Raw genomic sequence first — 26,169 nt, 5'->3', positions numbered from 1 at the left:
GCATCCGCCACCCCGCACCGTCAAGGCGGCCCCCGCCCCCACCACGCGGGGCGGCGTCCGGGATTACACGGCGCCACGCCGGGCCAGCATTCCGTACGGGACGACGGCGGCCCGCCGTCACCCTCTGTCCACGGAACGCGGGAGGACCGCCGCATGGACCAGCCAGGAACCGGCGACTGCCCCGGACCGCACCGGCAGTGCCAGGCGTGCGCCGGGCAGTGCGTCGAGTTCAGGGAGACGCTGTACGTGCCCGCGTCGGGCCGTGGTCAGGGTCTCGCGGCACCGCACCGCTGCCGCCACTGCCGGGGCGGCGGTCACACCTGCCGGGCGCCCGTCCCCTGCACGCCCCGGCACGAGTGAGGCGGCCCGGCGGCCGGTACGAGGACGGCCCCCGCCGGGGATCGCACCGCCCGGCGGGGGCCGTCGTCACGGGAGCCGCCTGTCGGATTCGAACCGACGACCTGCTGTTTACAAGACAGCTGCTCTGGCCGGCTGAGCTAAGGCGGCGACGTGAAGCCGCTCCAGCGTACACGGCGGGCGGCCACCGCGCCGGGGCCTTGTCCGAAAATCACCCCCTGCGCATCACGCTCCGTGTTCACCGGGCCGTTCTCGCTGCTTAACACGTGCGTCTTTTCCCCCGCCTACTGACAGAACGCCGTGTTTCGCGTTAGGTTGCGGGTGCCGTCCATACATATGGACGTCACACCTTCCTACTCGGATCGTCCGGCACGTTCCTGCCGGTAGAAGGAGACAACTGCACCATGGCAACCGTCACGTACGACAAGGCCACCCGCATCTACCCCGGCGGCGACAAGCCCGCCGTGGACCAGCTCGACATCGAGATCGCCGATGGCGAGTTCCTGGTGCTGGTCGGCCCGTCCGGCTGCGGCAAGTCCACCTCCCTGCGCATGCTCGCGGGCCTGGAGGACGTGAACGCCGGCGCCATCCGCATCGGTGACCGCGACGTCACCCACCTGCCGCCGAAGGACCGGGACATCGCCATGGTGTTCCAGAACTACGCGCTCTACCCGCACATGACCGTCGCCCAGAACATGGGCTTCGCCCTCAAGATCGCGGGCGTCAACAAGACGGACATCCGGACCAAGGTCGAGGAAGCCGCGAAGATCCTCGACCTCACCGAGTACCTCGACCGCAAGCCGAAGGCGCTCTCCGGCGGTCAGCGCCAGCGTGTCGCCATGGGCCGCGCCATCGTCCGCGAGCCGCAGGTCTTCCTCATGGACGAGCCGCTGTCGAACCTCGACGCCAAGCTCCGCGTCCAGACCCGTACGCAGATCGCCGGCCTCCAGCGCCGCCTCGGCGTCACCACGGTGTACGTCACGCACGACCAGGTCGAGGCCATGACCATGGGCGACCGCGTCGCGGTGCTGAAGGACGGTGTCCTGCAGCAGATCGACTCCCCGCGGAACATGTACGACAAGCCCGCCAACCTGTTCGTCGCCGGCTTCATCGGCTCCCCCGCCATGAACCTGATCGAGGTCCCGATCACCGACGGCGGCGTCAAGTTCGGCAACAGCGTCGTCCCGGTCGAGCGCACCGCGCTGACCGAGGCCCAGTCCAAGGGCGACACCCACGTCGTCGTCGGCTGCCGCCCCGAGCACTTCGCCGTGGTCACCGCCGGCGGCGAGGCCGCCTCCCTGGAGAAGGCCGACGAGAAGGAGGCCGCCGGCCTCGCCGTCACCGTCAACGTCGTCGAGGAGACCGGCGCCGACGGCTACATCTTCGGCACCGCGAAGATCGGCGGGGAGGACAAGGACCTCGTCATCCGCGTCGACAGCCGTGACGTCCCCGAGCGCGGCGCCACGCTGAACGTCGTCCCGCGGCCGGGCGAGACCCACGTGTTCGCCGCCGGCACCGGCGAGCGCCTGAGCTGACGCGAGCCCGCCGGGCGACCCGTACGACACCGGGGCCGCCGTTCCGCCACCCGCGGAGCGGCGGCCCCGTGCCGTTCCCGCGTCAACCCGGAGGCCGCTTCCTCCCCTTCTTCATCACTCGTCAGAGTGACCGAGTGTCACTGAAACGCTCCGCCTCGCTACCATCGTCGGGCCAGTGTCCCTTCGCGAGGAAGACCACCAGTGAATCAGGCACTCCGACACATCGGCCGCACGCTCGCCATCGCCCTCCCGGTCGTCCTGGTGCTGTCCGGGACCCTGGCCGTCTCCCGCGTCCCGTGGGTCGGCGGCCCCGCCGACGACACCGTCCTCACCGCCTCCACCGGCGAGGAGGAGCTGACCCCCGAGGCCGCCCTCCAGGAGCGTCTGCTCACCACCCTCCGCCAGGAGGACCCGAGCGTGGCCCTCACCGCCCTCCAGGAGGCCGTGGACAGCGACCCGTCGCTCGCCCCCCACTGCGCCGACATCGCGCAGGCCCTCGGCGAGGCGGCCGTCGAGAAGTACGGCAGCACCCGCCGTGCCCAGCAGCACGCCCGCCCGGTCTGTGACACCTCCTACGCCTCGGGCGTGGCCGCCGCCGAGTGACCCCGTAGGCTGCGGGCATGACGCAGGCCCCGCACGACGCCCCGCAGCCGACGCAGGCCGTGATCCTGGCCGGCGGTCAGGGTTCACGGCTCCGCCCCTACACGGACGACCGGCCCAAGCCCATGGTGGAGATCCCCGGCACGGGCGTCCCCATCATCGGGCACCAGCTCTCCTGGCTCGCCCGCGAGGGCGTGACGGACGCGGTGGTCTCCTGCGGCCACCTCGCCGACGTCCTGAGCGACTGGCTCGACCACGCCGACCTGCCCCTGCGCGTCAGCACCGTCGTGGAGTCCGAGCCCCTGGGGCGCGGCGGCGGCCTCAAGCACGCCGCCGCGGCCCTTCCCCGCCCCGGCGAACCCTGGTTCGCGACCAACGGCGACATCTGGACCCGCTTCTCCCTCCGGGAGATGGCCGCGTTCCACGCCGAGCGGGACGCCACGGCCACCCTGGCCCTCGCCCGCCCCCGCATCCCCTGGGGCGCGGTGGACACCGACGAGTTCGGCCATGTCCTCGACTTCATCGAGGCCCCGCCGTCGCCGTACCTCATCAACGCGGGCGTCTACGTGTTCGCCGCCTCGTTCACCCCCCTGCTGCCGGACCGGGGCGACCACGAGCGCACCACGTTCCCCCGTCTCGCCAGGGAACGCCGCCTCGCCGGCTTCCCCCTCCCCCAGGGCGCGTACTGGCGGGCGATCGACACCGCGAAGGACCTCACGGAAGCGGCCCGGGAGCTGGCGGGCGGCTGACACCGCACGCCGCGCCGCGGGGGAGAGTGCAACGCCGGCCGTCCCGGATGCTCGGCACGGCGCTGGCGCGATGATGGTCCCACTCGCTACCGGTTCGCCCAGGCGGCGAGACTGCGCCTCGCGGTCTCCACCGTGTCACCCGGGCTGGTGTTGAAGCAGATGGCGGCCCGAGGAGCATGCCGATGGACAACGTTGATGACACGTTCGAACAACAGGACGTTCTCCGGCACCACCCGAACCCCGGCGCCGATCATCACGCAATCGAAGTCGCCGCTCGACAATGCCTCCTTCAGCACCGCCTCCGCCGTCGCACCGAGGTCGATGACGCACGTCTCCACGGTGAAGCCAAGCGCCGTGAGCCCTGCGTGGTTCGCCGCGCTGGCGGCGCGAACCCGGGCAGCGTCCAGATCCGGCATCGTCCGGAAGTCGACCAGCGTCGGATCGACACCGACGAGCAGAATCCTTCGTTGTGCCGTCGGCAGAACGCCGGCGTTGCTGCGTGAGATGGCAGGTTCCTCGTTCGTCACCATGGCAGCGACTCTAGAAGTTCATGCGGGCTTGAGGTCAAGACACTGAGGCACCGACGGGGCCACTCCCTCACTCGGGCATTCCGTGGAGCGGGTTGCCTGGACGCCCGCGGCGCGCCGGCGGGCCGGTGACTCGTGTCACCGGCCCGCCGGACTCGTCACCTACCCCAGGACCTCACCTAACCGAGCAGCCCGCCGATGGGGCCGAGGCTGCTCTGCTCACCCCCGTCCTCAGCGGGCGCGTCCTGCTCGCCGGCGTCACCGGCGCCGTCGGGCTCCTGGCTGCCGGCGGGCTCCTCCGGCGTGCCGGTGTCCGCGGGCGGCGCGGTCTGCTCCGGCGCGGGAACGGTCTGCTCGACCGGCGGCGCCTGCTGACCCGCGTCCTCGGCGGCCTCCTCCGAGGCACCGGCACCGGCGGTCGGGCCGGTCGAGACGGACGCCTCGGAGCCCTCCGCCTCACCGGTCTCCCCGGCCGCCTCCTCCTCGGTCCCGTCCTCGGCGCCCGCGCCCGCGGACGGACCGCTGGACGCGCCGTCACGCCCGCCGGTCTCCTCCTCGGTGCCCGGCAGCGGCTGCCCCGGCAGGTGGTTGCGCGGCGGGCTGCCCGGCTCGGGCACCTCGGGGAACGCCGCCGACCGCACCGCGCTGCCCAGCATCGAGCCGATGAGCAGCGCGAGACCGATGAGCAGGGTGGCCAGCAGCGTGCCGCGCCGCAGGACCCGGCGCCGCAGGTCGCCGAGGGGGGCGCGCGGACCGAGCGTGCGCCATGCCTCGGTGGCCAGGCGGGAGTCGAGCGAGTAGACGGGGGCGCCGGCGATGATCAGCGGGCTCCAGGCGGCGCACAGGATGATGTCCGGGGTGTCGTACGCCGGCCCGTTGCGCCAGCTCACGGTGACCAGCAGGGCGAGGGACAGCGCCGCCCCGAGGGCGGCGGCGAACCGCTGCCACAGCCCGAAGACCGTGAGGACGCCCACGATGATCTGGAGGAACGCCACCGAAAGACCCGCGCCGATCGGGTGCGCGAGCGCCCACGCGTGCAGCGGCTCGGCGACGGTCCACGGCTGGAGCGAGTCGAGCCAGGTGTAGAGCGAGCCGCGCGCGCCGCCGTCGAAGTAGACGGGGTCGGTGAGCTTGCCCATGCCGGCGTAGATGGCGATGAAACCGAGCAGGACGCGCAGCGGCAGCAGGACGACGCCGAGGCTCATCCGGCTGGTGCGGCGGCCCGGCGCGTACGCGGTGCGGCGGCTGTCGGCGGCGCGGCGCGGCGCGGCCGCGGGAACGGCGTCGAGCGAGGCGGTGTCCGCCGGGTCGCCGCCGGTCGCGCCGGCCGGGGCGGGCACGGCGCCGTCCGACGCGCCGCGCGCCGGCGGCACGGCGGGCAGCGGGCGCGTCAGCTCGGGGGCGATCGGGGCGCGCGGCGCGACGATCGGCCGGACGCGCGGGAGCACCTGCGTGGCCGTCGCGATGTCGGCGCGGTCGGCTCCCGCGCCGCGGACGGCCTGGACCAGCGCGCCGGCGCCCGGGTCCCCGGGGGCGCTGCGGCCCGTCCACACGACGGGACGGCGGCGCCCCGCCGCCGCGACCGGCACCCGGCCGACACGGGCGAACGCGCCGACCGCTCCGCTCACCGGGGACGGGCCGGGGAGCTGCACCCGGAAACTGACATGGTTCACGACGACCTGGGCGGGGTCGCACGGCACCTTGACCATGCTCAGCACCGGTTCGTCCACCGCGGGCCCGCGAGGTGTTCTGGTGTCCACACTCATCTAACTGAGTGACAGGACTTAAGACACTGCCTCGGCCCCGGAAATCCTGTCCGCGACCCGTCAAACACCCGGTGCCGCCGGGAAGTCCCGGGCGGCACCGGGGCGTTCAGCCGCGGCGGCGGGCCGCCTCGTAGAGCACCACACCGGCGGCGACACCCGCGTTCAGCGACTCGGCGCCACCCGGCATCGGGATGCGGACGAGCACGTCGCAGGTCTCCCCGACGAGCCGGGAGAGCCCCTTGCCCTCGCTGCCGATGACGACGACGACCGGTCCGTCGAGCGCCGGCGTCTCCGCGACACCGGCCGCGCCGTCCGCGGCGAGACCGACGACCGTGAGCCCGGCCTTCTGGTAGTTCTGCAGCGTGCGGGTCAGGTTGGTGGCGCGCGCGACGGGCGTACGGGCCGCGGTGCCGGCCGACGTCTTCCACGCGGTGGCCGTCATCCCGGCGGCGCGGCGCTCGGGCACCACGACGCCGTGCCCGCCGAACGCGGCGGCCGACCGCACGATGGCGCCGAGGTTGCGCGGATCGGTGACCCCGTCGAGCGCGACGATGAGCGCGTCCTGCCCCGCGTCGGCGGCGGCGTCGAGCAGGTCGTCCGGGTGGGCGTACTCGTACGGCGGGACCTGGAGCGCGATGCCCTGGTGCGCGAGACCGCCGGTGATGCGGTCCAGCTCGGCCCGCGGGGCCTCCAGCAGGTTGATGCCGCCGCGGTCCATCGCGAGCTTGACGGCCTCGGTCACCCGGTCGTCCGTGTCGAGGAACTGCTGCACGTACAGCGTGGTCGCGGGGACGCCGCCGCGCAGCGCCTCCACCACGGGGTTGCGGCCGACGACCAGCTCGGACGAGGAACGGCCGCCGCCCCTCCCGTTCTTCGGGCGCCGCGCGGCCGCCTTCTCGCGCGCCTGCGCCGCCCGCTGCTTGGGGTGGCCCGTGCGCATCTCGGCGGCCGGCGTCGGCCCCTTGCCCTTCAGGCCCTTCCGGCGCTGCCCGCCGCTCCCGATCTGCGGCCCCTTCTTGTTGCTGGTGCGGCGGTTGGGGCGCGAGCTGTTGCCTGGCATGTCTCTTCGGTGTCCTAACTGAGTTCCCAGCGGGGACCACTGGGGGTGTCCTCGATGACCAGGCCGGCGGACTGGAGTTCATCACGGATGGCGTCGGCGGTCCCGTAGTCCCGCCGCTCGCGGGCGGCCTGCCGCTGCGCGAGCACGAGCCCGACCAGCGTGTCCACGACGCCGGTCAGCTCCGCTCCGCGCCCGGCGGACGGGCCGGCCCACACGGGGTCGAACGGGTCGAGGCCGAGCACGCCGAGCATGGCGCGCACCTGCGCGGCCAGCGACACGACGGACTCCTTGTCGCCCTCGGCCAGCGCGGCGTTGCCCTGCCGCACGGTGGTGTGCACGACGGCCAGGGCCTGCGGGACGCCCAGGTCCTCGTCCATGGCGGCGGCGAAGTCCGCCGGCACGGCGGCGGCGGGCGCGACCGGCCCCGCCTGCTCGACCGCGCGCGTCAGGAAGCCCTCGATCCGGGAGAACGCGGCGTCCGCCTCGGCGAGCGCGGCCTCGCTGTACTCGACGGTGGAACGGTAGTGCGGCGTCCCGAGGTAGTAGCGCAGCACGATCGGCCGCCACCTCGCGGCCATGTCGAGGACGAGGACCGAGTTCCCGAGGGACTTGCTCATCTTCTCGCCGGCCATGGTGACCCAGGCGTTGTGCACCCAGTAGCGGGCGAACGCGTCACCGAAGGCGCGGGACTGGGCGATCTCGTTCTCGTGGTGCGGGAAGACCAGGTCGATGCCGCCGCCGTGCACGTCGAACGTCTCGCCGAGGTAGGCGTGCGCCATGGCCGAGCACTCCAGGTGCCAGCCGGGGCGGCCGGGTCCCCACGGGGTCTCCCAGCTCGGCTCGCCGGGCTTGGCCGCCTTCCACAGCGCGAAGTCGCGCGGGTCGCGCTTGCCCGTCTCCCCCTCGCCCGCGGGCTGCAGGAGCTGGTCGAGGTCCTGGTTGGACAGCGAGAGGTAGCCCGGGAACGAGCGCACGTCGAAGTAGACGTTCCCGTCGGCCGGGTAGGCGTGGCCCCGGTCGATGAGGACGCGCATCATCGCGACCATCTCCGGGACGTGCCCGGTGGCACGGGGCTGGTGCGTGGGCGGGAGGCAGCCGAGGACGGCGTACGCGGCGTCGAAGGCGCGCTCGTTCTCGAAGGCGATGGCCCACCACGGCCGGTCCTGCTCGGCGCTCTTGGCGAGGATCTTGTCGTCGATGTCCGTGACGTTGCGGACGAACGTCACGTCGTAGCCGCGGTGGGCGAACCAGCGGCGCATGATGTCGAAGCTCACGCCCGACCGCACGTGCCCGATGTGCGGTGCCGCCTGGACGGTCGCGCCGCACAGGTAGATCGAGACACAGCCCGGCACGGCCGGGACGAAGTCACGGATCTGCCGGGCGCTGGTGTCATACAGGCGAAGGGTCACGTCTCAAGAGTAGTGGGCGGCCGGGCACGCCCCGCCCGCCCGAGTTCGTCAGGCCCGCGGGGGCAGCAGCAGCGCCGTCGCGATCGCGGCGAGGCCGTCGCCCCGGCCCGTCAGGCCGAGGCCGTCCGTCGTGGTGCCCGAGACGGACACCGGCGCGCCGGCGGCGGCCGACAGCGCCCGCTGGGCCTCGGCCCGCCGGGTGCCGATCTTGGGGCGGACGCCGATCACCTGGATCGCGACATTGCCGATGGTGAAGCCCTCCGCCACGACGATACGGGCGGCCTCGGAGAGCAGCGCCGTCCCCGCGGCGCCGGCCCACTCGGGCCGGTCGGTGCCGAAGTGGGCGCCGAGGTCGCCGAGGCCGGCGGCGGAGAAGAGGGCGTCGCACGCGGCGTGCGCGGCGACGTCGCCGTCCGAGTGGCCCGCGAGGCCGTACGCGGCGTCCGGCCAGTGCAGCCCGGCGCACCACAGCGGGCGCCCCTCCTCGAAGGCGTGCACGTCGGTCCCGACCCCGACGCGGGGCAGCGGCGCTCCGGCCGGCTCAGTGGGCATCGTCGGTCCTCCTGCGGGCGAGCACGGCCTCGGCGAGCACGAGGTCGAGCGGACGGGTGACCTTGAACGCCTCCTCGTGCCCGGGGACGAGGACGACCGGCAGGCCGAGCCGCTCGACGAGCCCGGCGCAGTCGGTGGCGTCGTCCTCGGCGTGCCGTGCGTGGGCGGCGGCCAGGGTGGCGCGGTCGAAGCCCTGCGGGGTCTGCACGGCGCGCAGCAGGGCGCGGTCGGGCGTCGCCACGACGGGCTCGGGAGCGCCGGGGACGGCGGCGGGCGCCGCGACGCGCTTCACGGTGTCGGTGACCGGGAGGGCGGGGACCACGGCGGGGGCGCCGGCCGCCACGGCGGCGACGACGGCGTCCACGGTCGCGGCCGGCACCAGGGGGCGGGCGGCGTCGTGGACGAGGACGACCGCCACGTCGTCGGGGAGCGCGGCGAGGCCGAGGCGCACGGACTCCTGGCGGGTGGCGCCGCCGGGGACCACGGCCAGCTCCGCCCCGGACGCGGGCGGGTGCTCGGCCAGGAGCGCGCGGACCTTCGCGAGCCCCTCCTCGTCACCGGGCGGGGCGACGACGACCACGAGGGAGACGGCGGCGGAGCTCGCCATGGCGTGCACGGCGTGGACGAGCATGGGTACGCCGCCCAGGGGACGCATCGCCTTGGGGATGCCGGGGCCGAGCCGGACCCCGCGCCCCGCGGCCGGAATGACGGCGGCCGTTCGGGGGAACCCGGCGTGCGACGGCGTGATGTGTGCCATGAATCGGTCCACAGGTTTGTTCGCGGGGCGGTCGTGGGTATGGCCTCAGCGTGCCGGGCACGCCCGACCGGAACCCTTCCGTGCTGTCCGGTCGAGCCGGCCCACGCGGCCGGGTCCCGGCACGCGCTCCGCGGAGCGGCGGAGCGGGGGGTTCACATGCCGCAGCGCCCTGTGGCACTGGCATGCCAGTCGGGCGCTGCGACAGTTCGGTGGCACACGGCTCCGGTGCGCGCACCGGGCGGCCGGGTCAGGAAGCGAGCACCTCGTCCAGGAGGGACTCGGCCTTGTCCTCGTTGGTGGCCTCGGCGAGCGCGAGCTCGCTGACCAGGATCTGGCGGGCCTTGGCGAGCATGCGCTTCTCACCCGCGGACAGGCCGCGCTCACGCTCGCGGCGCCACAGGTCGCGGACGACCTCGGCGACCTTGATGACGTCGCCCGAGGCCAGCTTCTCGAGATTCGCCTTGTAACGACGGGACCAGTTGGTCGGCTCCTCGGCGTACGGCGCGCGCAGCACCTCGAAGACCCGGTCCAGACCGTCCTGTCCGACTACATCGCGCACACCGACGAGTTCGGCGTTTTCCGCCGGCACGCGCACTTCCAGGTCACCCTGCGCGACCTTCAACACCAAGTAGATCTTGTCCACGCCCTTGATCGGGCGGGTTTCGATGGCCTCGATCGTCGCGGCCCCGTGATGGGGATAGACCACGGTGTCGCCAACCTTGAACGTCATGTGACAGGTACCCCTTCCGTGGCTCTCCATCCTAACACGGGAGGACCGTCCTCCGTATGACGTTTTCGCAGGTCAGACCCTATCTCGGGGGTTGACAACGGCCCCCGGGGCGTGCTTCGGGGCGACGGCTTCGGCGGGTATGCGCAGGTGGGAGCGGGGGTCCGGCGGTCCGGCTGGTTCGCGCCGCTATGCGCCGGGGCGCCGGAAAGAGTTCCGCCGACCACGGGAAACTGTCCGTTTTGTCCGGAGTTTGTCCAAAAATTGATCGCCATCGGACCGGTTTCGGGGGCCGCTCGCGCGAACGATGCGTGCGTTTGTCCCGTCATCGAAGAATTGATCATGACGCGGACGGCGGAATGCAGCCAATTACCGCACACCACTCCCGGGTGGGCCGGATGCGGATGGTGCGGGAGTGGTCGGTACTCTGAAGCCCCGAGAGATCATCCTGACCGTACCGAGGAGATGCCGCCGCCGTGAGCAGCAGCCTTCGACGCGGCGTGGCCGCCGCCTTCTTCGCGTTCCCGCTCGCCGGGCTGACGGCCTGCGGCGCCGGGCACGACGCCGACACGAGCCAGATCCGCCCCGACCAGGCGAACGCTCACGTGGACACCATCAAGGTCCAGAACGTGAACGTCGTCTACCCCGACGGCGGCGACCGGGCGGCCGTCGTCGCGCGGCTGTTCAACGACGGCGACGAGGACCAGACCCTGCAGGCCGTGCGGCTCCCCGGCGGCGACGGGGAAGCCCGGCTGATCCCGGCGGACGGATCGGGCGGCGTCGTCGTCCCGGCCCACGGCTCCGTCTCCCTCGGCGGCGAGGACCACGCGGCCGCCGTCATCGACGACCCGGAGAGCGCCGACATCTCGCTGGGCGAGGCGCAGGAGCTGGTCTTCGTGCTGAGCGAGACCGGCGACATCGAGCTGCGGGCGCGCGTCGTCCCGGACGACGGCGCCTTCGACTACTACGGGGGCTGGGGTCCCTCGCCGTCGGCCGGCGGCGAGGAGTCGCAGGCGCCGGGCCGTGAGCCCGCCGATGGCGCCGAGGCCGGGGACGAGGCGGGCGAGACCGGGGAGACCGGCGAGCCCAACGAGCAGGACCCGGACCAGGGCTCCGGCTCCGAGGAGGACGAGGCCGGCGGCGACAGCGCGGACGGCACGGAGCAGTCCGGGGACACCGGGCAGACCGACGGGACCGAGACCGACGGGACCGGGACCGACGGCACCGGGCAGACGGACGGCATCGAGCAGGACGGCGGGTCCGAGGACGGCACGCTCGGCTGAGACCGCACATGAGGAGGGCGGGTCCGTGGTCGCGGACCCGCCCTCCTCATGTCATGCCGTCACCGCTGTCACGGCTCGAACTTGTATCCGAGCCCCCGGACGGTGACCAGGTAGCGGGGTGCCCCCGGGTCGGGCTCGATCTTGGCCCGCAGCCGCTTGACGTGCACGTCGAGCGTCTTCGTGTCGCCCACGTAGTCGGCGCCCCAGACGCGGTCGATCAGCTGCATGCGGGTGAGGACGCGGCCCGCGTTGCGCAGGAGCATGGCCAGCAGGTCGAACTCCTTCAGCGGCAGGTCGACCTTGCGCCCGGCGACGGTGACGACGTGCCGGTCCACGTCCATGCGGACGGGTCCGGCCTCCAGGGCGGCCGGGCTCTCCTCCTCCGACTCCCCCTGCGGCGCAGGACGGCGCGGATGCGGGCGACCAGTTCCCGTGAGGAGAACGGTTTGGTGACGTAGTCGTCGGCGCCTATCTCGAGACCGACGACCTTGTCGATCTCGCTGTCCTTGGCGGTCACCATGATCACCGGGACATTGGAGCGGCCGCGCAGCTGGCGGCAGACCTCGGTGCCCGGCAGGCCGGGCAGCATCAGGTCGAGCAGGACGAGATCGGCGCCGTTGCGCTCGAACTCGTCCAGGCCATCGGGTCCGGTCGCCGCCACGGCGACCTCGAAGCCCTCCTTGCGGAGCATGTACGACAGGGCGTCGCTGAAGGATTCCTCATCCTCGACGACGAGAACTCGGGTCACGGGAGGACCTCCCGGGGAGAATCGTTGGTGCGGGTGGGATGCGGCTCCGGTCCCGTCTCCGCGGCGACGACCGTGTCGGCGCTGTCGGGGAACTCCGCCGGTTCGTGGAGGGCGCCGCCCAGCGCGTCCCGCTCACGGCGGGCCGCGTGCCGGCGCTCCTGTGCGCTGCCGGGGTCCGGCAGGCGCAGTGTGAAGGTGGAGCCCTGCCCCTCGGCGCTCCACACCATGACCTCCCCGCCGTGCGAGGCGGCCACGTGCTTGACGATGGCGAGCCCGAGACCGGTGCCGCCGGTGGCGCGGGACCTGGCCGGGTCGACGCGGTAGAAGCGCTCGAAGATGCGCTCGCGGTCCGTCTCGGGGATGCCGATGCCCTGGTCGGTGACGGCGATCTCGATGAGTTCGCCGCGCCGGCCCGGGGCGCGGGAGGCCGCGATGGCGACACGGGTGTGGGGCGGGCTGTAGTTGACCGCGTTCTCGACGAGGTTGCCGAGCGCGGCGGCGAGCTGGCCGCGGTTGCCCCAGACGGTGAGGCCCGCGGTACCGCCCGACGCGATGGTGATGGACTTGGTGCCGGCCTGCTGGCGGCAGCGGTCGATGGCCTCGGTGACCAGCTCCTCGACGGCGACCGGCTCGGCCGAGGCCAGCATGTCGTTGTCCTGGACGCGTGAGAGGTCGATCAGCTCCTGGATGAGGTTGGTGAGGCGGGTGGCCTCGTTCTGCATGCGGCCGGCGAAGCGGACGACGGCCTCGGGGTCGTCGGCGGCGTCGATCACGGCCTCGGACAGCAGGGACAGGGCGCCGGCCGGCGTCTTCAGCTCGTGGCTGACGTTGGCCACGAAGTCGCGGCGGACGGCCTCGATGCGGCGGGCCTCCGTCAGGTCCTCGACCAGGAGCAGGACGAGGCGCGCGCCGAGCGGCGCGGAGCGGGCGGAGACGGCGAGCACGTCGGGGCGGCCCACCCGGCCCTGGCGGGGCAGGTCCAGCTCCACCTGGCGGATCTCGCCGTCGCGGCGGGTGTCGCGGGCCATCTTGAGCATCGGTTCGACGGCCAGCCGCCCGCCGCGGACCAGCCCGAGGGCGTAGGCGGCCGAGCTGGCCTTCACCACGCCGTCGCGCTCGTCCAGCACGACCGCGGACGACCGCAGGACGGACAGGACGGTGTCGACGCCGGGTGGCAGCGTGGGCTCGACCGGCTGGACCGGGCGGGGCGGGCGCGTTCGCTCGCGCTCGCTCAGCCGGAATGCCAGCATGGCGATGACGCCGGTGCACAGACCGGCGATCGCCGCCACTGCGGCGACCGCCGCGTTCACGTCCATGGGCTCAGGGTATGCGCGTGACGGACGTCGGCCACAGGGACGAACGGAGATGCTCGTCCGGAGGCCGACGAGAGTTCACCTTGGTGACAGTGATGGTTCACTTGGCGGGTCGGCGGTGTCCGCTTTCCCGACCGAGGTTGGGACGCGACAGCAGCCCGGTGGTGAGGAAGGACGAACGGTCATGCGTGACGCGTATCACGAGGAGCTCGACGCGGTCAGCGACAGCCTGGTGGAGATGGCCAGGTTCGTCGGCTCGGCCATCGGCCGGGCGACGACCGCGATGCTGGACGCGGACCTGAAGCTGGCGGAGAGCGTGATCGCCGCCGACGATCGGGTGGACGAGATGCACCGCGACCTGGAGAACGCGGCGATAGCCCTCCTGGCGCGCCAGCAGCCGGTCGCGACGGACCTGCGGATCGTGGTGACGAGCCTGCGGATGAGCGCCGACCTGGAGCGCTGCGGCGACCTGGCGCAGCATGTCGCCAAGGTGGCGCGGCTGCGCTTCCCCGATTCGGCGGTGCCGCGCGACCTCTCGGCGACGATCCTCGAGATGGGGCAGCTGGCGCAGCGGCTGATGGCGAAGGCCACCGAGGTGCTGATCACGAAGGACGTCGACCTGGCGATGCAGCTCGAACAGGACGACGACGAGATGGACTCGCTGCACCGCACCCTGTTCAGCCACCTGCTGGACGAGCGCTGGAAGCACGGCATCGAGACCGCTGTGGACGTCACCCTGCTGGGCCGCTACTACGAGCGGTTCGCCGACCACGCGGTGTCGATCGCGCGGCGCATGGTGTTCCTGGTGACGGGTGAGCACGCCGACGAGTTCTCGCCGGAGCCGGAGCCCACGGTCTGAGCCGACGGTGCGCCCGCGCGCCCGTCGCGCGCGGTTGACCGGCGGGGGCGGGGCGCGCGTCCAATGGGGCGGGAGGCCGTCCGAGCCGGGCGGTCGCCGTTCCGCTGTCCGAGGAGAGGGTTCCATGGCTGCTTCACCGGCCTCACCTGCCCCGATCACGAAGGCCGAGCCCGTCACGCCGAAGGACCGCCGTCCGCTGCCGCTGCTGAGCGGCTGCGGCTGCTCGTCCGGCTGCAGCTGCGGCTGCCAGTCGGGCTCGGGCTGTCAGTGCGGGGGCAACTGCGGCTGACCCGTGGCGCCGCCCGTCCGCTCCGGCGCCCCGGTCACCGTCCGCCGGTCGGTGACCGGGGCGCTCGTGGTCCAGGGGAGGGCGGCGACCAGTTCGAACGCGCCGCCGGCCGGGCCGTGGGTGAGGGTGCCGCCGTCGAGGGCGGCGCGCTCCTCCAGCCCGGTGAGCCCGGCCCCGGCGCCGGGGATCGGCGTGGCATCCGCCGGGAAGCCCGCCAGAGGATTGCGCACGGTGACGGTCAGGCCCTGCCCCGGGCCGCCGGTGACCGTGACGGTGACGGGCGCGCCGGGCGCGTGCTTGCGGGCGTTCGTCAGACCCTCCTGGACGACGCGGTACGCCGTGCGCTGCACGGAGCCGCGCGGGGACGAGGCGTCCGTCGCGCCGTGGGAGCGGGTCAGGGTGACGCGCTGGCCGGCGCGCACGGCGTCCGTGACCAGGTCCTCCAGGCCGGCCATGCCGGCGCGGCCCCCGGCCGGCCCGCCGGACGCGTGGCCGCGCAGCACGGTGAGGACCTCGCGCAGCTCCTCCAGGGCCTGGTGGGCGGTGTCCCTGATGAGTTCGGCGCTGTCGTGGATCTCGGCGTCGGTCAGCGGCGGCGCGGTGTGCCCGTCTGTGCGGGGGCCGGTGCGGTGGGCGAGGGCACCCGCGTGGACGGACAGCAGGGAGATGCGGTGGGCGAGGACGTCGTGCATCTCGCGGGCGATGGCCTCGCGCTCGGCGTGCCGGGCGTCCGCCAGGCGGCGAGCGTGCTCGGCGCGCTCCCTGCGGGCGTCGTCGCGGTACCGGACGACGAGCTGCCGGCGGGCGCGGAGCGCCGCGCCCCAGGCATAGAAGAACAGGTAGTACGTGACCAGGAACGCGGCGGCCGCCCAGGGCGAGGTGTGCGATCCCGGGTCCTTGAAGACGAAGACGTACGGCAGGGACAGCGCGACGTGCGCGGCGAGGACGCCCCACGCGGTACGGCGGGGGACGCGCAGGCCGAGGCCGAGGATCGTGACGGTGAGGGCGCCGAAGACGGTGACCGAGACGGCGCCCACGGGTATCAGCGCGACCGCGAGAGCGAGGGGATGACGGCGGCGCCACCAGACGGCGGCGCACGCGAGGGCACCGAGGACGGGGTCGGCGACGAGGAGCCAGTGCGGCAGGTTCTCGCGCTCGGGCAGCCCGGCGGCCAGGACGGCCCACACGGCGGCGGACCAGACGAACAGGACGGTGTCGACGCACCAGTCGCGCGGGGTGCGGGGACCCGCGCCGTCGCCGTCGGCGAGCAGCGCTCCCGGCAGCAGCCAGGAACGCTGCCACGGGGCACGGGTCTCGTCCATGCCTTCGAGCGTAAGCGCCCACCCCGCGGACCGGCCCGGCCCGCCGCCGGCACCGGCCGGCGGCCGGCGGACCGGGGTGGGTCTACTTCTTCTTGCCCTGGTTCTTCACGGCCTCGATGGAGGCGCGGGCGGCCTCGGGGTCGAGGTAGGTGCCGCCGGGGGTGACCGGGCGGTAGTCGGCGTCCAGTTCGTACAGCAGCGGGATGCCGGTCGGGATGTTCAGGCCGACGATGTCGTCGTCCGAGACGCCGTCGAGGTGCTTCACGAGGGCGCGCAGGCTGTTGCCGTGGGCGGTGACCAGGACGGTGCGGCCGGTGTTCAGGTCGGGCACGATGCCGTCGTACCAGTACGGCAGCATGCGGACGACGACGTCCTTCAGGCACTCGGTGCGCGGGCGCAGCTCGCTCGGGATGGCCGCGTAGCGCGGGTCGTCGCTCTGGGACCACTCGGCGCCGTCCGCCAGCACCGGCGGCGGGGTGTCGTAGGAGCGGCGCCACTTCATGAACTGCTCCTCGCCGAACTCGGCGAGCGTCGCCGCCTTGTCCTTGCCCTGGAGCGCGCCGTAGTGGCGCTCGTTGAGGCGCCAGGAGCGGCGGACCGGGATCCACGCGCGGTCGGCCGCGTCGAGGGCGAGGGTGGCGGTGCGGATGGCGCGCTTCAGCACGGAGGTGTGCAGCACGTCGGGGAGGAGCCCGGCCTCCCTCAGCAGCTCACCGCCGCGGACCGCCTCCTTCTCGCCCTTGTCGTTGAGGTTGACATCCACCCAGCCGGTGAACAGGTTCTTGGCGTTCCACTCGCTCTCGCCGTGGCGGAGGAGGATCAGCTTGTACGGTGCGTCGGCCATGAGGCGAGCGTAAACGGCGCAGGTGGCGGGGCGAGGAGTGACCCCCTCAGCCGGACGGGCGGGTGAGGTGCGCGAACGCGTCCAGGTTGCGGGTGGACTCGCCGCGTGCGGTGCGCCAGGCGTACTCCTTCCTGATCGCGGTCGCGAAGCCGAGTTCGAGGAGCGTGTTGAACGAGTCGTCGGCCGCGGCGAGGACGCTGCCGAGGAGGCGGTCGATCTCGCCCGGACCGGTGGCGGCCAGGGGGAGGCGGCCCGCGAGGTAGATGTCCCCGAGGTGGTCGATCGCGAACGCGACGCCGAACAGGCGCGTGTTGCGCTGCAGGAGCCAGCGGTGGACGGCCTCGTGGTTCTCGTCCGGGCGGCGGATGACGAAGGCGTTGACGGACAGGGCGTGCCGGCCGACGACGAGGGAGCACGTGGTGGACAGCTTGCGGGTGCCGGGGAGGGAGACGACGTAGTGGCCGGGCCCCGGACTCTCCCAGTCGGCGCCGCTCGCGCGGAGCGCGTCCTCGACGGCGCGGCGGGGATCGGTGGACGGTGTCGGCATGGCCCCGATCGTAGGCCGGGCGGTGCCTGCCGCGGCGGCCGTCAGCCGGTGGCCCGGTGGCGGAAGCGGTGGGCCTCGCGCGCCGTCCGGTAGACGGTGAGGGTGTCGGCGGCCGACCGGTCCCAGCCGAAGCCGCGGGCGTGCCGTGCCGCCGCCGCGCCCAGGCGGTCGGCGAGGGTCGCGTCGTCGGCGAACCGGCGGAGCGCGCGGGCGTAGTCGGCGGGGTCGTGGCCGGGGATCAGGAAGCCGGTCGCACCGTCCTTGACGACGACCGGCAGGCCGCCGACCGCCGCGGCGACGACCGGGGTGCCGCACGCCTGCGCCTCCGCCGCAGCCAGGCCGAACGACTCGCTGTACGAGGGCATCACGAGGACGCTCGCCGCCCGATACCAGTCGGCGAGCACCGGCTGCGCCACGGGCGGCCGGAACCGCACCACGTCCGACAGGCCGAGGCGCGCGGCGAGCTTCTGGAGGCGTTCGGGACGGGCCAGGCCCGTGCCCGACGGGCCGCCGACGACCGGTACGACGAGCCGGCCGCGCAGCGCGGGGTCGTCGTCGATGAGCTGCCGGACGGCGTACAGCAGGATGTCGGGCGCCTTCAGCGGCTGGATGCGGCCCGCGAACAGCGGCACGACGGCGTCCGCCGGCAGGCCGAGGCGCGCGCGGGCGGCGCGGCGGCCGTCGGCGGGGTGGAAGCGGCCGAGGTTCACGCCGGGGTGGACGACGGTGGTGCGCAGGGGGTCGGCGTCGTAGTGGCGGACGAGGTCGGCGGCCTCCTCCGCGGTGTTGGCGATGAGCCGGTCGGCGGCGCGGACGAGCTGGGTCTCGCCGATGACGCGGGCGGCGGGCTCGGGGGTGTCGCCGGTGGCGAGGGCGGCGTTCTTCACCTTCGCCATGGTGTGCATCTGGTGGACGAGGGGGACGCCCCAGCGTTCCGCCGCGAGCCAGCCGACCTGGCCGGACAGCCAGTAGTGCGAGTGGACGAGGTCGAACCAGCCGGGCGTGCGGTCCGCCCAGATCCGCATCAGACCGTGGGTGAACGCGCAGAGCTGGGCCGGCAGCTCCTCCTTCGTCAGCCCCTCGTACGGGCCGGCGTCGACATGCCGTACGAGGACGCCGGGCGCCAGCTCGACGGCGGGGGGCAGGCCGCCGGAGGTGGCGCGGGTGAAGATCTCGACCTCGGTGCCGAGCCGGGCGAGCTGCCGTGACAGCTCGACGATGTAGACGTTCATGCCGCCCGCGTCGCCCGTCCCCGGCTGGTGCAGCGGTGACGTGTGCACGCTCAGCATGGCGACGCGGCGGACCTGGGGCACGGTTCTTCCCTTCCTCGGCGGGTGCGACCTGTCAGCCGGGGCACCGCCCTCCATTGTGCCCACCCGGTGTGGCCCGGTACTCCCGACCGGGTGCCCGCGGACCGCGTTCGTTACGCTCGCGCCATGCCGGAGGGGAACGCGACCAGGGGGACGACCCACCCCAACCGGCTGCGCCGCATGGACCGCTGGATCGCCGCCGTCCACGGCCCCGCCCTCCGCCGGGCCGCCGCCGCGCCGCTCGCCGTGGACCTGGGGTACGGGGCCGCGCCGTGGACGGCCGTCGAACTCCTCGGCCGGCTCCGCCGCGTCCGCCCCGACGCGCGGGTGACCGGCGTCGAGATCGACCCGGAGCGCGTGGCGGCGGCGCGGGCGTACGCACGGGAGGGGCTCACGTTCCTGCGCGGCGGGTTCGAGCTGCCGCTGCCCGGCGGTGAGCGGCCCGCCCTGGTCCGCGCGGCGAACGTGCTGCGCCAGTACGCGGAGGACGACGTGCCGGCGGCGTGGGAGCGGCTGTGCGGGCGGCTCGCGCCGGACGGGCTGCTGGTCGAGGGCACGTGCGACGAGCTGGGGCGGCGGCACGTGTGGGTGGCGCTCGGCCCGCGGGGGCCGCTGACGGTGACGTTCGCGGCGCGCCTCGCGGGCCTCGGCACACCGTCCGACCTGGCGGAACGCCTCCCGAAGGCGCTGATCCACCGCAATGTGCCGGGCGAGGCGGTGCACGCGTTCCTGCGGGACATGGACCGGGCGTGGGCGGCCGCCGCGCCGTACGCCGCGTTCGGTGCGCGTCAGCGCTGGCTGCGGACGGTGCGGGCGGTCGCGGGCGACTGGCCGGTGGCGGACGGACCCGGCCGGTGGCGGCAGGGCGAGATCACGGTCGCGTGGGCGGCTGTCGCCCCGCGCGGCGCAGCGTGACGACCGCCTCGTCCAGCAGCTCCCGGTCGGACGCGGCGCTCAGCCGCGCCCGGGCGTCGGGCGGGCGGAGCCACAGCAGGACGTCCACCTCGTCGTTGGGCGCGAACCGGCCGCGCACCGCCTCGGCCACCCAGTAGCGGACCTCCTTGGGGCGGCCGTCCACCAGGTAGGTGACGGTGGGCAGGGGGACGCCGAGGGCGCACGCCATGCCGGTCTCCTCGCGCACCTCGCGCACCGCGGCGTCCTCGGGGCTCTCGCCCGGGTCGAGCTTGCCCTTGGGGTGGGACCAGTCGTCGTAGCGGGGCCGGTGGATGACGGCCAGCTCGACGCCCGTCCGCCCGGCCGCCGGGCGCCACAGAACGCAGCCGGCGGCACGGATCGGCTCCCCGCTCCCGGCGGGGCGCGCCTCAGTCGCCGGAGGCACGGCGCATCCGGCGGCGGACGTCTATCAGGGCCTCCTGCACGTTGGTCAGCGGCCGGCCGGCGGCGTCCTCGGCGTGCCGGGTCCAGCCGCCGTCGGCGTCGAGGTGCCAGGACTCGGAGCCGTCCGACATGCCGGTGGCCAGCAGCCGCCCGAGGGTGGCGCGGTGGCCCGGGTCGGTGACGCGGACGAGGACCTCGATGCGGCGGTCGAGGTTGCGGTGCATGAGGTCGGCGCTGCCGATCCAGACCTCGTTCTCCCCGCCGGCGGTGAACGCGTACACGCGGGAGTGTTCGAGGAAGCGGCCGAGGACGCTGCGGACGCGGATCTGCTCGGAGAGGCCGGGCACGCCGGGCCGCAGCGCGCAGATGCCGCGCACCCACACGTCCACCGGTACGCCGGCCTGCGAGGCGCGGTACAGGGCGTCGATGATGGCCTCGTCCACGAGGGAGTTGACCTTGATGCGGATGGCCGCCGGGTGGCCCGCCCTGTGGTGGTCGATCTCGCGGCGGATGCGGGAGATCAGGCCGTCGCGCAGGGAGCGGGGGGCGACGAGGAGCCGGCGGTAGTTGTCGCGGCGGGAGTAGCCGGAGAGGCGGTTGAACAGGTCGGAGAGGTCGGCGCCCACCTCGGGGTCGCCCGTCAGCAGCCCGAGGTCCTCGTAGGTGCGGGCGGTCTTCGGGTGGTAGTTGCCGGTGCCGACGTGCGCGTAGCGCCGCAGCTCGTCGCCCTCCTGCCGGACGACGAGGGACAGCTTGCAGTGCGTCTTCAGGCCGACGAGGCCGTACACGACGTGGCAGCCGGCCTCCTCCAGCTTGCGTGCCCACTTGATGTTGGCGTGTTCGTCGAAGCGCGCCTTGATCTCGACGAGGACCAGCACCTGCTTGCCGGACTCCGCCGCGTCGATGAGGGCGTCGACGATCGGGGAGTCGCCGGACGTGCGGTACAGCGTCTGCTTGATCGCGAGGACGTCGGGGTCGGCGGCGGCCTGTTCGAGGAATGCCTGCACGGACGTCGAGAACGAGTCGTACGGGTGGTGCAGGAGGACGTCGCGCTCGCGGAGGGCGGCGAAGATGTCCGGCGCGGACGCCGACTCGACCTCGGCGAGGTCCCGGTGGGTGCGTGCGACGAACTTCGGATACTTGAGGTCGGGCCGGTCCTGGGCGGCGATGGCCCGCAGCCCGGTGAGGTCGAGCGGTCCCGGCACCGCGAAGACCTCCTCGCGGCCGATCTTCAGTTCGCGGATCAGGACGTCGAGGACCTCGGGGTCGATCGACTCCTCCACCTCCAGGCGCACCGGCGGGCCGAAGCGGCGGCGCAGCAGCTCCTTCTCCAGGGCCTGCAGGAGGTTCTCGGCGTCGTCCTCCTCGACCTCAAGGTCCTCGTTGCGCGTGACGCGGAAGACATGGTGGGCGAGGACCTCCATGCCGGGGAACAGCTCCTCCAGGTGCGCGGCGATCACGTCCTCGACGGGGACGTGGCGCTGCGGCGACGCCTCCATGAACCGCGTCAGCAGCGGCGGGACCTTGACGCGGGCGAAGTGCTTGTGGCCGGTCGCCGGGTTGCGGACCATGACGGCGAGGTTGAGCGAGAGCCCGGATATGTACGGGAAGGGGTGCGCCGGGTCGAGGGCCAGCGGGGTGAGCACCGGGAAGATCATCCGGCGGAAGAAGGAGAACAGCCGGGTCTGCTCACCCTCCGTCAGGTCCGGCCAGCGCAGGATGTGGATGCCCTCGGCGGCCAGCTCGGGGCCGACGACGTCCCGGAAGGCGGTGGCGTGCCGCGTCATCTGCTCGCGGGCCATCGACCAGATGCTGCCGAGCACCTCGCGCGGCGGCTGCCCGGTGAGGGAGCGGGTCGCGACGCCCGTGGCGATGCGCCGCTTGAGGCCCGCGACGCGGACCATGAAGAACTCGTCGAGGTTGCTCGCGAAGATGGACAGGAAGTTGGCGCGTTCCAGGAGGGGTGTACGGGGGTCCTCGGCCAGTTCGAGAACGCGCTCGTTGAACGCGAGCCAGCTCCGCTCCCGGTCGAGGAAGCGGTCGGCGGGCAGGTCGCCGCCGCCGGCGGGCGCCGAGCGCGCGGCGGGCGGCGCCGGCTTGGGCGGGGCGGGGGTGTCCGTCCGGACCTGGGCTCCTCGGGTCATGTCCCCCATTCTCGCGCCGTCCGGGCCAACGGGGCACGTCGGCGAGGTGAACAGAATGAACCGCGCCCCGCGGCCGCGCCGCGCGCCGGACGCCCGCGCCCCGCGCGCCCGGCCGGCGCGCGGGGGTCAGTGTTCGGTGCGGTACATCAGGTCGGTCTCGAACGTCCGGAAACCGAGGGTCTCGTAGACGCGGACGGCGGCCGCGTTGTCGGCGTCGACGTAGAGCATGGCGGTGGGCAGCGACCGGTCGGCCGCGAGGTGGCGGAGCCCGGCCATGGTGAGCGCGCGCCCGAGGCCCTTGCCCTGGGCGTCGGGCGCCACCCCGACGACGTACACCTCGCCGAGGCGTTCGGCCTCGTGGACCTTGGTCCAGTGGAAGCCGATGATGCGGTGCTCGTCGTCCTCGGGGACGGCGAGGAAGAAGCCCTCCGGGTCGAACCACGGCTCGGCCGTCCGCGCCTCCAGGTCGGTGCGCGTGAGGGAGCCCTGCTCGGGGTGGTGCGCGAACGCCGCCGCGTTGACGGCGAGCCAGGCGTCCTCGTCCTCGCCGGGCCGGAACGTCCGCAGCCGTACGCCCGGGGGCATCGACGCGTCGGCCGAGCCGAGGCCGCCGAGGGGGCGGCGGAGCTGCCGCAGTTCGCGGAACGGCGTGAGGCGCAGCGACTGGGCGAGGTGGCGGGCCGCGGCGTGGCCGCCGTGCGCCCACAGGCGGAGCCGGTTGCCGGACTCGGCGAGCAGCGCGGAGCCGAGGGCGCGGCCGTGGCGCCGGCCCCGGTGCCCGGGGTGGATGACGAGTTCGCCGGTGGGGGGTTCGACGACGTCGCGGCCGTCGAGCTGGGCGTAGCCCACGAGGGTGCCGTCGTCGTCGCGCAGCAGGAGGTGGCGTACGCCGGGGCGGGCGTCGCCGCGCAGGAGGAGGCGGCCCTGTTCGGAGACGGCGGACTGCCCGTCCCGCTCCGCCGCCGCGTCGATCAGCGCAAGGGTCTCGTCGCGTTCGCCGTCCGTCAGCCGGTCCCGTACCACGAGGTCGCTCATGGCTCCCGACTCTAAAGCCTGTCCGGCGGGGTCCGCCGCCCCGGCGCGGGCCCGCCGCGTCGGGGCGGGGACCGGGAGGACGCCGGGTCCGTCCGGTGGGCGCCGTGTGTTCCGGGGTTCCCGCACCCGTCATGGCGCGGTCACGCGCGCGCCCTGTGCCGCCGGGCGCACGGCCACTAGGGTGCGGCCGTCGGCACGTCAGACGCTCGATTCCCCCGATCCGGGAGGGACGCACCCCCACATGCAGCAGTCACGACACACACGACACCGACGACGCGCCCTCGGCCTGACCGCGGGCGCGTCCCTGCTCGCCGTCCTCGGGTCGCTCGCCGCCGCGCCGCCCGGCGCGCACGGCGAGGGCGGTCACGGGAACGGCGGCGGGCGGACCGTCGACCTCCAGCTCCTCGCCCTCAACGACCTGCACGGCGCCCTGGAACCGCCCACGGGGTCGAACGGCCAGGTGGTCCGGGAGAACGCGGACGGCACCACGCAGACCGTCACCGCCGGCGGCGCCGCGTACCTGGCGAGCGCCCTGCGCGACGCGCGGCGCGGCGAGTCCAGGTCCCTGACGGTGGCGGCCGGCGACCTGATCGGCGCCTCGCCGCTGCTGTCCGGGCTCTTCCACGACGAGCCGACGGTCGAGGCGCTGAACGCGCTCGACCTGGACGTCACGAGCGTCGGGAACCACGAGTTCGACGAGGGCTGGACGGAGCTGACGCGCCTCCAGGACGGCGGCTGCCACCCGGTCGACGGCTGCTACACGGAGGGCCGCACGTTCGACGGCGCGGACTTCCCGTACCTCGCGGCCAACGTCGTGGACGGGGACACGGGCGAGCCGATCCTCGCGCCGTACTCGATCCAGCGGGTGAACGGGGTCGCCGTCGGCTTCATCGGCGTGACGCTGGAGGGCACCGCCGACATCGTGACGCAGGCCGGCATCGAGGGCCTGGAGTTCCGCGACGAGGTGGAGACGATCGACCGCTACGCGGCGGAGCTGGAGCGGCGTGGCGTGCACGCGATCGTCGCGCTGGTCCACGAGGGCGGCTACCCCGCCGCCGAGGCGTACAACCACGACTGCGACGGCGCGGACGGCGGCCTCTCCGGCCCGGTCACGGACATCGCCGGGCGGGCCGACCCGGCGGTCGACGTGCTGATCACCGGCCACACGCACCAGCCGTACGTGTGCACGATCCCGGACCCCGCCGGGACCGACCGGCTGGTGACCTCGGCGGCGTCGAACGGACGGCTGTTCACCGAGCTGACGATGGACTACGACCGGCGCACCCGGGACATCGTGCGGGCCTCGGTGGCCGGCAGCAACCGCGTCGTGGACCGGGAGCGGACGCCCGCGTCCGACCTGACCGCGCTGATCGAGGAGTGGAACGCGCTGGCCGCGCCGGTCGCGGACGCGCCGATCGGCTGGATCTCCGAGGACATCGCGGGCCGCGGCTCGGGGCTCCCCGAGTTCCCGCTCGGCGACCTGATCGCGGACGCCCAGCTCGCGCACGCCCGGGGGATCGATCCGGACACGGACCTGGCGCTGATGAACCCGGGCGGCGTCCGGGCCGATCTCGTGCACGCGGCGTCGGGTGCCGAGGGCGACGGCGTCGTGACGTACGGGGAGGGCTTCGCGGTGCAGCCGTTCGCGAACACCGTGAACCTCATCGACCTCACCGGCGACCAGCTCCTGCGGGTGCTGCGCGAGCAGGTGAGCGGCGGGAACGAGGCGGTGCCGAAGATCCTCCAGCCGTCCGACGGCCTCGCCTACACGCTGGACCCGACGGCGTCGGGCGCGGACCGGATCGTGGCCGGTTCGGTGCGGGTGGCGGGCGAGCCGCTGGATCCGGGCGCGACGTACCGGGTCGCGGTCAACTCGTTCCTCGCGGGCGGCGGCGACGGCTTCGCGACGCTCGCCGAGGGCACGGACCCGGTGGTCGGGGAGGACGACATGACGGCGCTCGCCGACTATCTGACGGCGCACTCGTCGCCCGGAGCGCCGCTGGCAGCGCCGGCGGCGGACCGGATCACGGTCGTCGGACAGCCGTGACAGGGACGGATCAGGCCGGCAGGACGACGGCGGTGAGCAGCAGCCCGCCGCCGGCCGTCCACCGGCCGGGGAACGTCCGCAGCGGCGCGTCCTCGGGCAGCAGCCGCGCCGTGAACGTCCCGGTGTCCGGGTCGATCGTGATGCCGGCCTCGCCGAAGTCGAGCCAGCGGCGGGTGAGGGGGAACCACGCCTTGTAGACGCTCTCCTTGGCCGAGAAGAGCAGGCGGTCCCACGCGACGCCGGGCCGCCGGGCGGCCAGCTCGGTGAGCATCGCGCGCTCCTCGGGGAGGGAGATCAGCGGCAGGATGCCCGGGTCGGGGAGGGGGTCGGCCGGTTCGGCGTCGATGCCGATCCCCGCGAGGTCGGCGGCGCGGGCGACGGCGGCGCCGCGGTAGCCGGCGCAGTGGGTCATGCTGCCGACGAAGCCGGGGGGCCAGCCGGGCGCGCCGCGTTCGCCGGGGAGCAGGGGGACGCGTGGTGCGCCGAGCCGTGCGAGGGCCGTACGGGCGCAGGCGCGCACCGTGGCGTACTCCGCGCGCCGTTTCGGGACAGCGCGTGCGACGGCCGCCGCCTCGGCGGGGAACAGGTCCGGCTCGCCCGGCGGGTCGCCGAACGTCTCGGCCGTCTCGGCCGGCGCCCCGACCAGGCGCGCGAGCGGCCCGCTCACGCGGCCACCGCCGGCGGACCGGGCAGCGGCCGTGCCCGCCGGGCGGTCCGGGCGACCGGGGTCACACGCTCCCGCCCGGCCGCACACCCGCCACCCGAGGGTCCGGGACCGGACGGAGCGGCGAGCGGTGACACCCGTGGCGACGTCCGGCATCCGGCACCGGCGCGGCCCGGCCCGGACCGAGGTGCCGGCGCCGCGCTCCGTCCGCCGGGCACCGGTCCGCGCGGGCGGGCGCACCGCACCCCGTACGTCACCGGTGGCGCCGCCTCCCCGGCGGCCGGTCGTCGGCCCATCCGCTGCTCCCCCTCCACGACTGCCGCCGCCCACGCCAGGGTCTGTCCGGCGGATCCTGCCTGTCCCGCGACGCCGGCCACGGCACCTCGC

General features: G+C 74.1%; 24 protein-coding genes, 1 tRNA gene and 2 pseudogenes. 9 read left to right on the top strand and 18 right to left on the bottom strand.

Going from position 1 to position 26,169, the window contains the following annotated elements; translation table 11 throughout:
- Positions 1–153 precede the first annotated feature (153 nt).
- Positions 154–360, top strand: coding sequence for a hypothetical protein (locus tag EMA09_RS16650; protein WP_129841813.1), 207 nt, complete (start codon positions 154–156; stop codon positions 358–360).
- 73 nt (positions 361–433) lie between these two features.
- Here the strand turns inward: EMA09_RS16650 and EMA09_RS16645 are convergent.
- A tRNA-Thr gene (locus EMA09_RS16645) sits at positions 434–507 on the bottom strand.
- Positions 508–761: 254 nt separating this feature from the next.
- Between EMA09_RS16645 and ugpC the strand changes: the two genes are divergently transcribed.
- From ugpC to EMA09_RS16630, 3 genes are all read left to right on the top strand, one after another.
- Positions 762–1,892 (top strand): sn-glycerol-3-phosphate ABC transporter ATP-binding protein UgpC, encoded by a 1,131-nt coding sequence (ugpC, locus tag EMA09_RS16640; RefSeq protein WP_129841812.1) that lies wholly within the window; start codon positions 762–764, stop codon positions 1,890–1,892.
- 201 nt (positions 1,893–2,093) lie between these two features.
- Complete coding sequence (locus EMA09_RS16635; RefSeq protein WP_129841811.1) at positions 2,094–2,495, top strand: hypothetical protein; 402 nt, start codon at positions 2,094–2,096, stop codon at positions 2,493–2,495.
- A gap of 17 nt (positions 2,496–2,512) precedes the next feature.
- Complete coding sequence (locus EMA09_RS16630; RefSeq protein ID WP_129841810.1) at positions 2,513–3,241, top strand: nucleotidyltransferase family protein; 729 nt, start codon at positions 2,513–2,515, stop codon at positions 3,239–3,241.
- An 86-nt stretch (positions 3,242–3,327) separates the two neighbouring features.
- On the opposite strand, the gene EMA09_RS16625 is transcribed toward EMA09_RS16630, so the two are convergent.
- The 7 genes from EMA09_RS16625 to EMA09_RS16595 all read right to left on the bottom strand — a co-directional run bounded on the left by EMA09_RS16625 (position 3,328) and on the right by EMA09_RS16595 (position 10,042).
- The gene (locus EMA09_RS16625; protein ID WP_129841809.1) at positions 3,328–3,771 is read right to left on the bottom strand and encodes a hypothetical protein; all 444 of its coding nucleotides are present in this window, start codon (positions 3,769–3,771) and stop codon (positions 3,328–3,330) included.
- Between the two features lie 176 nt (positions 3,772–3,947).
- On the bottom strand, positions 3,948–5,498 hold the full coding sequence (locus EMA09_RS16620; RefSeq protein WP_240796432.1) for a DoxX family membrane protein: 1,551 nt from the start codon (positions 5,496–5,498) through the stop codon (positions 3,948–3,950).
- Between the two features lie 142 nt (positions 5,499–5,640).
- A complete protein-coding gene (gene rlmB, locus EMA09_RS16615) occupies positions 5,641–6,594 on the bottom strand; it encodes a 23S rRNA (guanosine(2251)-2'-O)-methyltransferase RlmB (protein ID WP_129841807.1) in 954 nt (317 codons plus the stop codon).
- 14 nt (positions 6,595–6,608) lie between these two features.
- The gene (cysS, locus tag EMA09_RS16610; protein ID WP_129841806.1) at positions 6,609–8,003 is read right to left on the bottom strand and encodes a cysteine--tRNA ligase; all 1,395 of its coding nucleotides are present in this window, start codon (positions 8,001–8,003) and stop codon (positions 6,609–6,611) included.
- 48 nt (positions 8,004–8,051) lie between these two features.
- Entirely contained in the window at positions 8,052–8,555 is a 504-nt protein-coding gene (gene ispF, locus EMA09_RS16605; protein WP_129841805.1) for a 2-C-methyl-D-erythritol 2,4-cyclodiphosphate synthase, read from the bottom strand.
- Entirely contained in the window at positions 8,545–9,312 is a 768-nt protein-coding gene (gene ispD, locus EMA09_RS16600; RefSeq protein WP_129841804.1) for a 2-C-methyl-D-erythritol 4-phosphate cytidylyltransferase, read from the bottom strand. Before ispD ends, ispF begins: the two co-directional genes overlap by 11 nt.
- 247 nt (positions 9,313–9,559) lie before the next feature.
- On the bottom strand, positions 9,560–10,042 hold the full coding sequence (locus EMA09_RS16595; protein ID WP_129841803.1) for a CarD family transcriptional regulator: 483 nt from the start codon (positions 10,040–10,042) through the stop codon (positions 9,560–9,562).
- A gap of 473 nt (positions 10,043–10,515) precedes the next feature.
- Between EMA09_RS16595 and EMA09_RS16585 the strand changes: the two genes are divergently transcribed.
- Complete coding sequence (locus tag EMA09_RS16585) at positions 10,516–11,322, top strand: DUF461 domain-containing protein (protein WP_129841802.1); 807 nt, start codon at positions 10,516–10,518, stop codon at positions 11,320–11,322.
- A gap of 68 nt (positions 11,323–11,390) precedes the next feature.
- Here EMA09_RS16585 and EMA09_RS16580 read toward each other — a convergent pair.
- Positions 11,391–12,070 (bottom strand): annotated as a pseudogene (locus EMA09_RS16580) (response regulator transcription factor).
- Positions 12,067–13,386, bottom strand: coding sequence for an ATP-binding protein (locus EMA09_RS16575; protein WP_129841801.1), 1,320 nt, complete (start codon positions 13,384–13,386; stop codon positions 12,067–12,069). The pseudogene EMA09_RS16580 and the gene EMA09_RS16575 overlap by 4 nt, the downstream one beginning before the upstream one ends.
- Before the next feature lie 181 nt (positions 13,387–13,567).
- On the opposite strand from EMA09_RS16575, the gene phoU reads away from it, so the two are divergent.
- Positions 13,568–14,242: a phosphate signaling complex protein PhoU gene (gene phoU / locus EMA09_RS16570; RefSeq protein ID WP_129841800.1), complete on the top strand. Its 675-nt coding sequence runs from the start codon at positions 13,568–13,570 to the stop codon at positions 14,240–14,242.
- A 124-nt stretch (positions 14,243–14,366) separates the two neighbouring features.
- Complete coding sequence (locus EMA09_RS28410) at positions 14,367–14,531, top strand: hypothetical protein (protein ID WP_168220744.1); 165 nt, start codon at positions 14,367–14,369, stop codon at positions 14,529–14,531.
- On the opposite strand, the gene EMA09_RS16565 is transcribed toward EMA09_RS28410, so the two are convergent.
- From EMA09_RS16565 to mshA, 4 genes are all read right to left on the bottom strand, one after another.
- Positions 14,507–15,853 carry a histidine kinase gene (locus EMA09_RS16565; RefSeq protein ID WP_129841799.1) on the bottom strand — a complete coding sequence of 449 codons (1,347 nt, stop codon included), beginning with the start codon at positions 15,851–15,853 and terminating at the stop codon, positions 14,507–14,509. The two genes, EMA09_RS28410 and EMA09_RS16565, sit on opposite strands and share 25 nt — an antisense overlap.
- 82 nt (positions 15,854–15,935) lie before the next feature.
- On the bottom strand, positions 15,936–16,697 hold the full coding sequence (locus EMA09_RS16560; RefSeq protein ID WP_129841798.1) for a phosphoglyceromutase: 762 nt from the start codon (positions 16,695–16,697) through the stop codon (positions 15,936–15,938).
- A 46-nt stretch (positions 16,698–16,743) separates the two neighbouring features.
- A complete protein-coding gene (locus tag EMA09_RS16555) occupies positions 16,744–17,244 on the bottom strand; it encodes a YbjN domain-containing protein (RefSeq protein WP_129841797.1) in 501 nt (166 codons plus the stop codon).
- Positions 17,245–17,285: 41 nt separating this feature from the next.
- Positions 17,286–18,533 carry a D-inositol-3-phosphate glycosyltransferase gene (gene mshA, locus EMA09_RS16550; protein ID WP_240796675.1) on the bottom strand — a complete coding sequence of 416 codons (1,248 nt, stop codon included), beginning with the start codon at positions 18,531–18,533 and terminating at the stop codon, positions 17,286–17,288.
- Between the two features lie 147 nt (positions 18,534–18,680).
- Here mshA and EMA09_RS16545 point away from each other — a divergent pair, with 147 nt between their 5' ends.
- Positions 18,681–19,469, top strand: coding sequence for a class I SAM-dependent methyltransferase (locus EMA09_RS16545; RefSeq protein ID WP_129841795.1), 789 nt, complete (start codon positions 18,681–18,683; stop codon positions 19,467–19,469).
- Here EMA09_RS16545 and EMA09_RS16540 read toward each other — a convergent pair.
- The 3 genes and pseudogenes from EMA09_RS16540 to mshD all read right to left on the bottom strand — a co-directional run bounded on the left by EMA09_RS16540 (position 19,426) and on the right by mshD (position 23,071).
- Entirely contained in the window at positions 19,426–19,893 is a 468-nt protein-coding gene (locus EMA09_RS16540) for an NUDIX hydrolase (RefSeq protein WP_206305955.1), read from the bottom strand. The two genes, EMA09_RS16545 and EMA09_RS16540, sit on opposite strands and share 44 nt — an antisense overlap.
- A pseudogene (locus EMA09_RS16535) lies at positions 19,877–21,946 on the bottom strand (RNA degradosome polyphosphate kinase); the annotation flags it as partial. The gene EMA09_RS16540 and the pseudogene EMA09_RS16535, both read right to left, overlap by 17 nt.
- Positions 21,947–22,162: 216 nt before the next feature.
- Positions 22,163–23,071, bottom strand: a complete 909-nt coding sequence (gene mshD / locus EMA09_RS16530) for a mycothiol synthase (protein WP_129841793.1) — start codon at positions 23,069–23,071, stop codon at positions 22,163–22,165.
- Positions 23,072–23,312: 241 nt separating this feature from the next.
- Between mshD and EMA09_RS16525 the strand changes: the two genes are divergently transcribed.
- Positions 23,313–25,118, top strand: a complete 1,806-nt coding sequence (locus tag EMA09_RS16525) for a bifunctional metallophosphatase/5'-nucleotidase (RefSeq protein WP_129841792.1) — start codon at positions 23,313–23,315, stop codon at positions 25,116–25,118.
- Between the two features lie 10 nt (positions 25,119–25,128).
- On the opposite strand, the gene EMA09_RS16520 is transcribed toward EMA09_RS16525, so the two are convergent.
- On the bottom strand, positions 25,129–25,785 hold the full coding sequence (locus EMA09_RS16520; protein WP_240796430.1) for a 4'-phosphopantetheinyl transferase superfamily protein: 657 nt from the start codon (positions 25,783–25,785) through the stop codon (positions 25,129–25,131).
- Between the last annotated feature and the right edge of the window lie 384 nt (positions 25,786–26,169).

The organism is Streptomyces sp. RFCAC02 (assembly GCF_004193175.1).
Lineage (GTDB): Bacteria > Actinomycetota > Actinomycetes > Streptomycetales > Streptomycetaceae > Streptomyces.
This window is presented reverse-complemented; position numbering and strand designations above follow the sequence as displayed.

Bases quoted from the DNA above. Each gene is read 5' to 3' on its own strand.
- EMA09_RS16650 (WP_129841813.1), top strand. From the start codon at position 154: ATGGACCAGCCAGGAACCGGCGACTGCCCCGGACCGCACCGGCAGTGC.
- ugpC (WP_129841812.1), top strand. From the start codon at position 762: ATGGCAACCGTCACGTACGACAAGGCCACCCGCATCTACCCCGGCGGC.
- EMA09_RS16630 (WP_129841810.1), top strand. From the start codon at position 2,513: ATGACGCAGGCCCCGCACGACGCCCCGCAGCCGACGCAGGCCGTGATC.
- EMA09_RS16625 (WP_129841809.1), bottom strand. From the start codon at position 3,771: ATGGTGACGAACGAGGAACCTGCCATCTCACGCAGCAACGCCGGCGTT.
- rlmB (WP_129841807.1), bottom strand. From the start codon at position 6,594: ATGCCAGGCAACAGCTCGCGCCCCAACCGCCGCACCAGCAACAAGAAG.
- ispF (WP_129841805.1), bottom strand. From the start codon at position 8,555: ATGCCCACTGAGCCGGCCGGAGCGCCGCTGCCCCGCGTCGGGGTCGGG.
- ispD (WP_129841804.1), bottom strand. From the start codon at position 9,312: ATGGCACACATCACGCCGTCGCACGCCGGGTTCCCCCGAACGGCCGCC.
- EMA09_RS16595 (WP_129841803.1), bottom strand. From the start codon at position 10,042: ATGACGTTCAAGGTTGGCGACACCGTGGTCTATCCCCATCACGGGGCC.
- EMA09_RS16575 (WP_129841801.1), bottom strand. From the start codon at position 13,386: ATGGACGTGAACGCGGCGGTCGCCGCAGTGGCGGCGATCGCCGGTCTG.
- phoU (WP_129841800.1), top strand. From the start codon at position 13,568: ATGCGTGACGCGTATCACGAGGAGCTCGACGCGGTCAGCGACAGCCTG.
- EMA09_RS28410 (WP_168220744.1), top strand. From the start codon at position 14,367: ATGGCTGCTTCACCGGCCTCACCTGCCCCGATCACGAAGGCCGAGCCC.
- EMA09_RS16565 (WP_129841799.1), bottom strand. From the start codon at position 15,853: ATGGACGAGACCCGTGCCCCGTGGCAGCGTTCCTGGCTGCTGCCGGGA.
- EMA09_RS16560 (WP_129841798.1), bottom strand. From the start codon at position 16,697: ATGGCCGACGCACCGTACAAGCTGATCCTCCTCCGCCACGGCGAGAGC.
- EMA09_RS16555 (WP_129841797.1), bottom strand. From the start codon at position 17,244: ATGCCGACACCGTCCACCGATCCCCGCCGCGCCGTCGAGGACGCGCTC.
- mshA (WP_240796675.1), bottom strand. From the start codon at position 18,533: ATGCTGAGCGTGCACACGTCACCGCTGCACCAGCCGGGGACGGGCGAC.
- EMA09_RS16545 (WP_129841795.1), top strand. From the start codon at position 18,681: ATGCCGGAGGGGAACGCGACCAGGGGGACGACCCACCCCAACCGGCTG.
- mshD (WP_129841793.1), bottom strand. From the start codon at position 23,071: ATGAGCGACCTCGTGGTACGGGACCGGCTGACGGACGGCGAACGCGAC.
- EMA09_RS16525 (WP_129841792.1), top strand. From the start codon at position 23,313: ATGCAGCAGTCACGACACACACGACACCGACGACGCGCCCTCGGCCTG.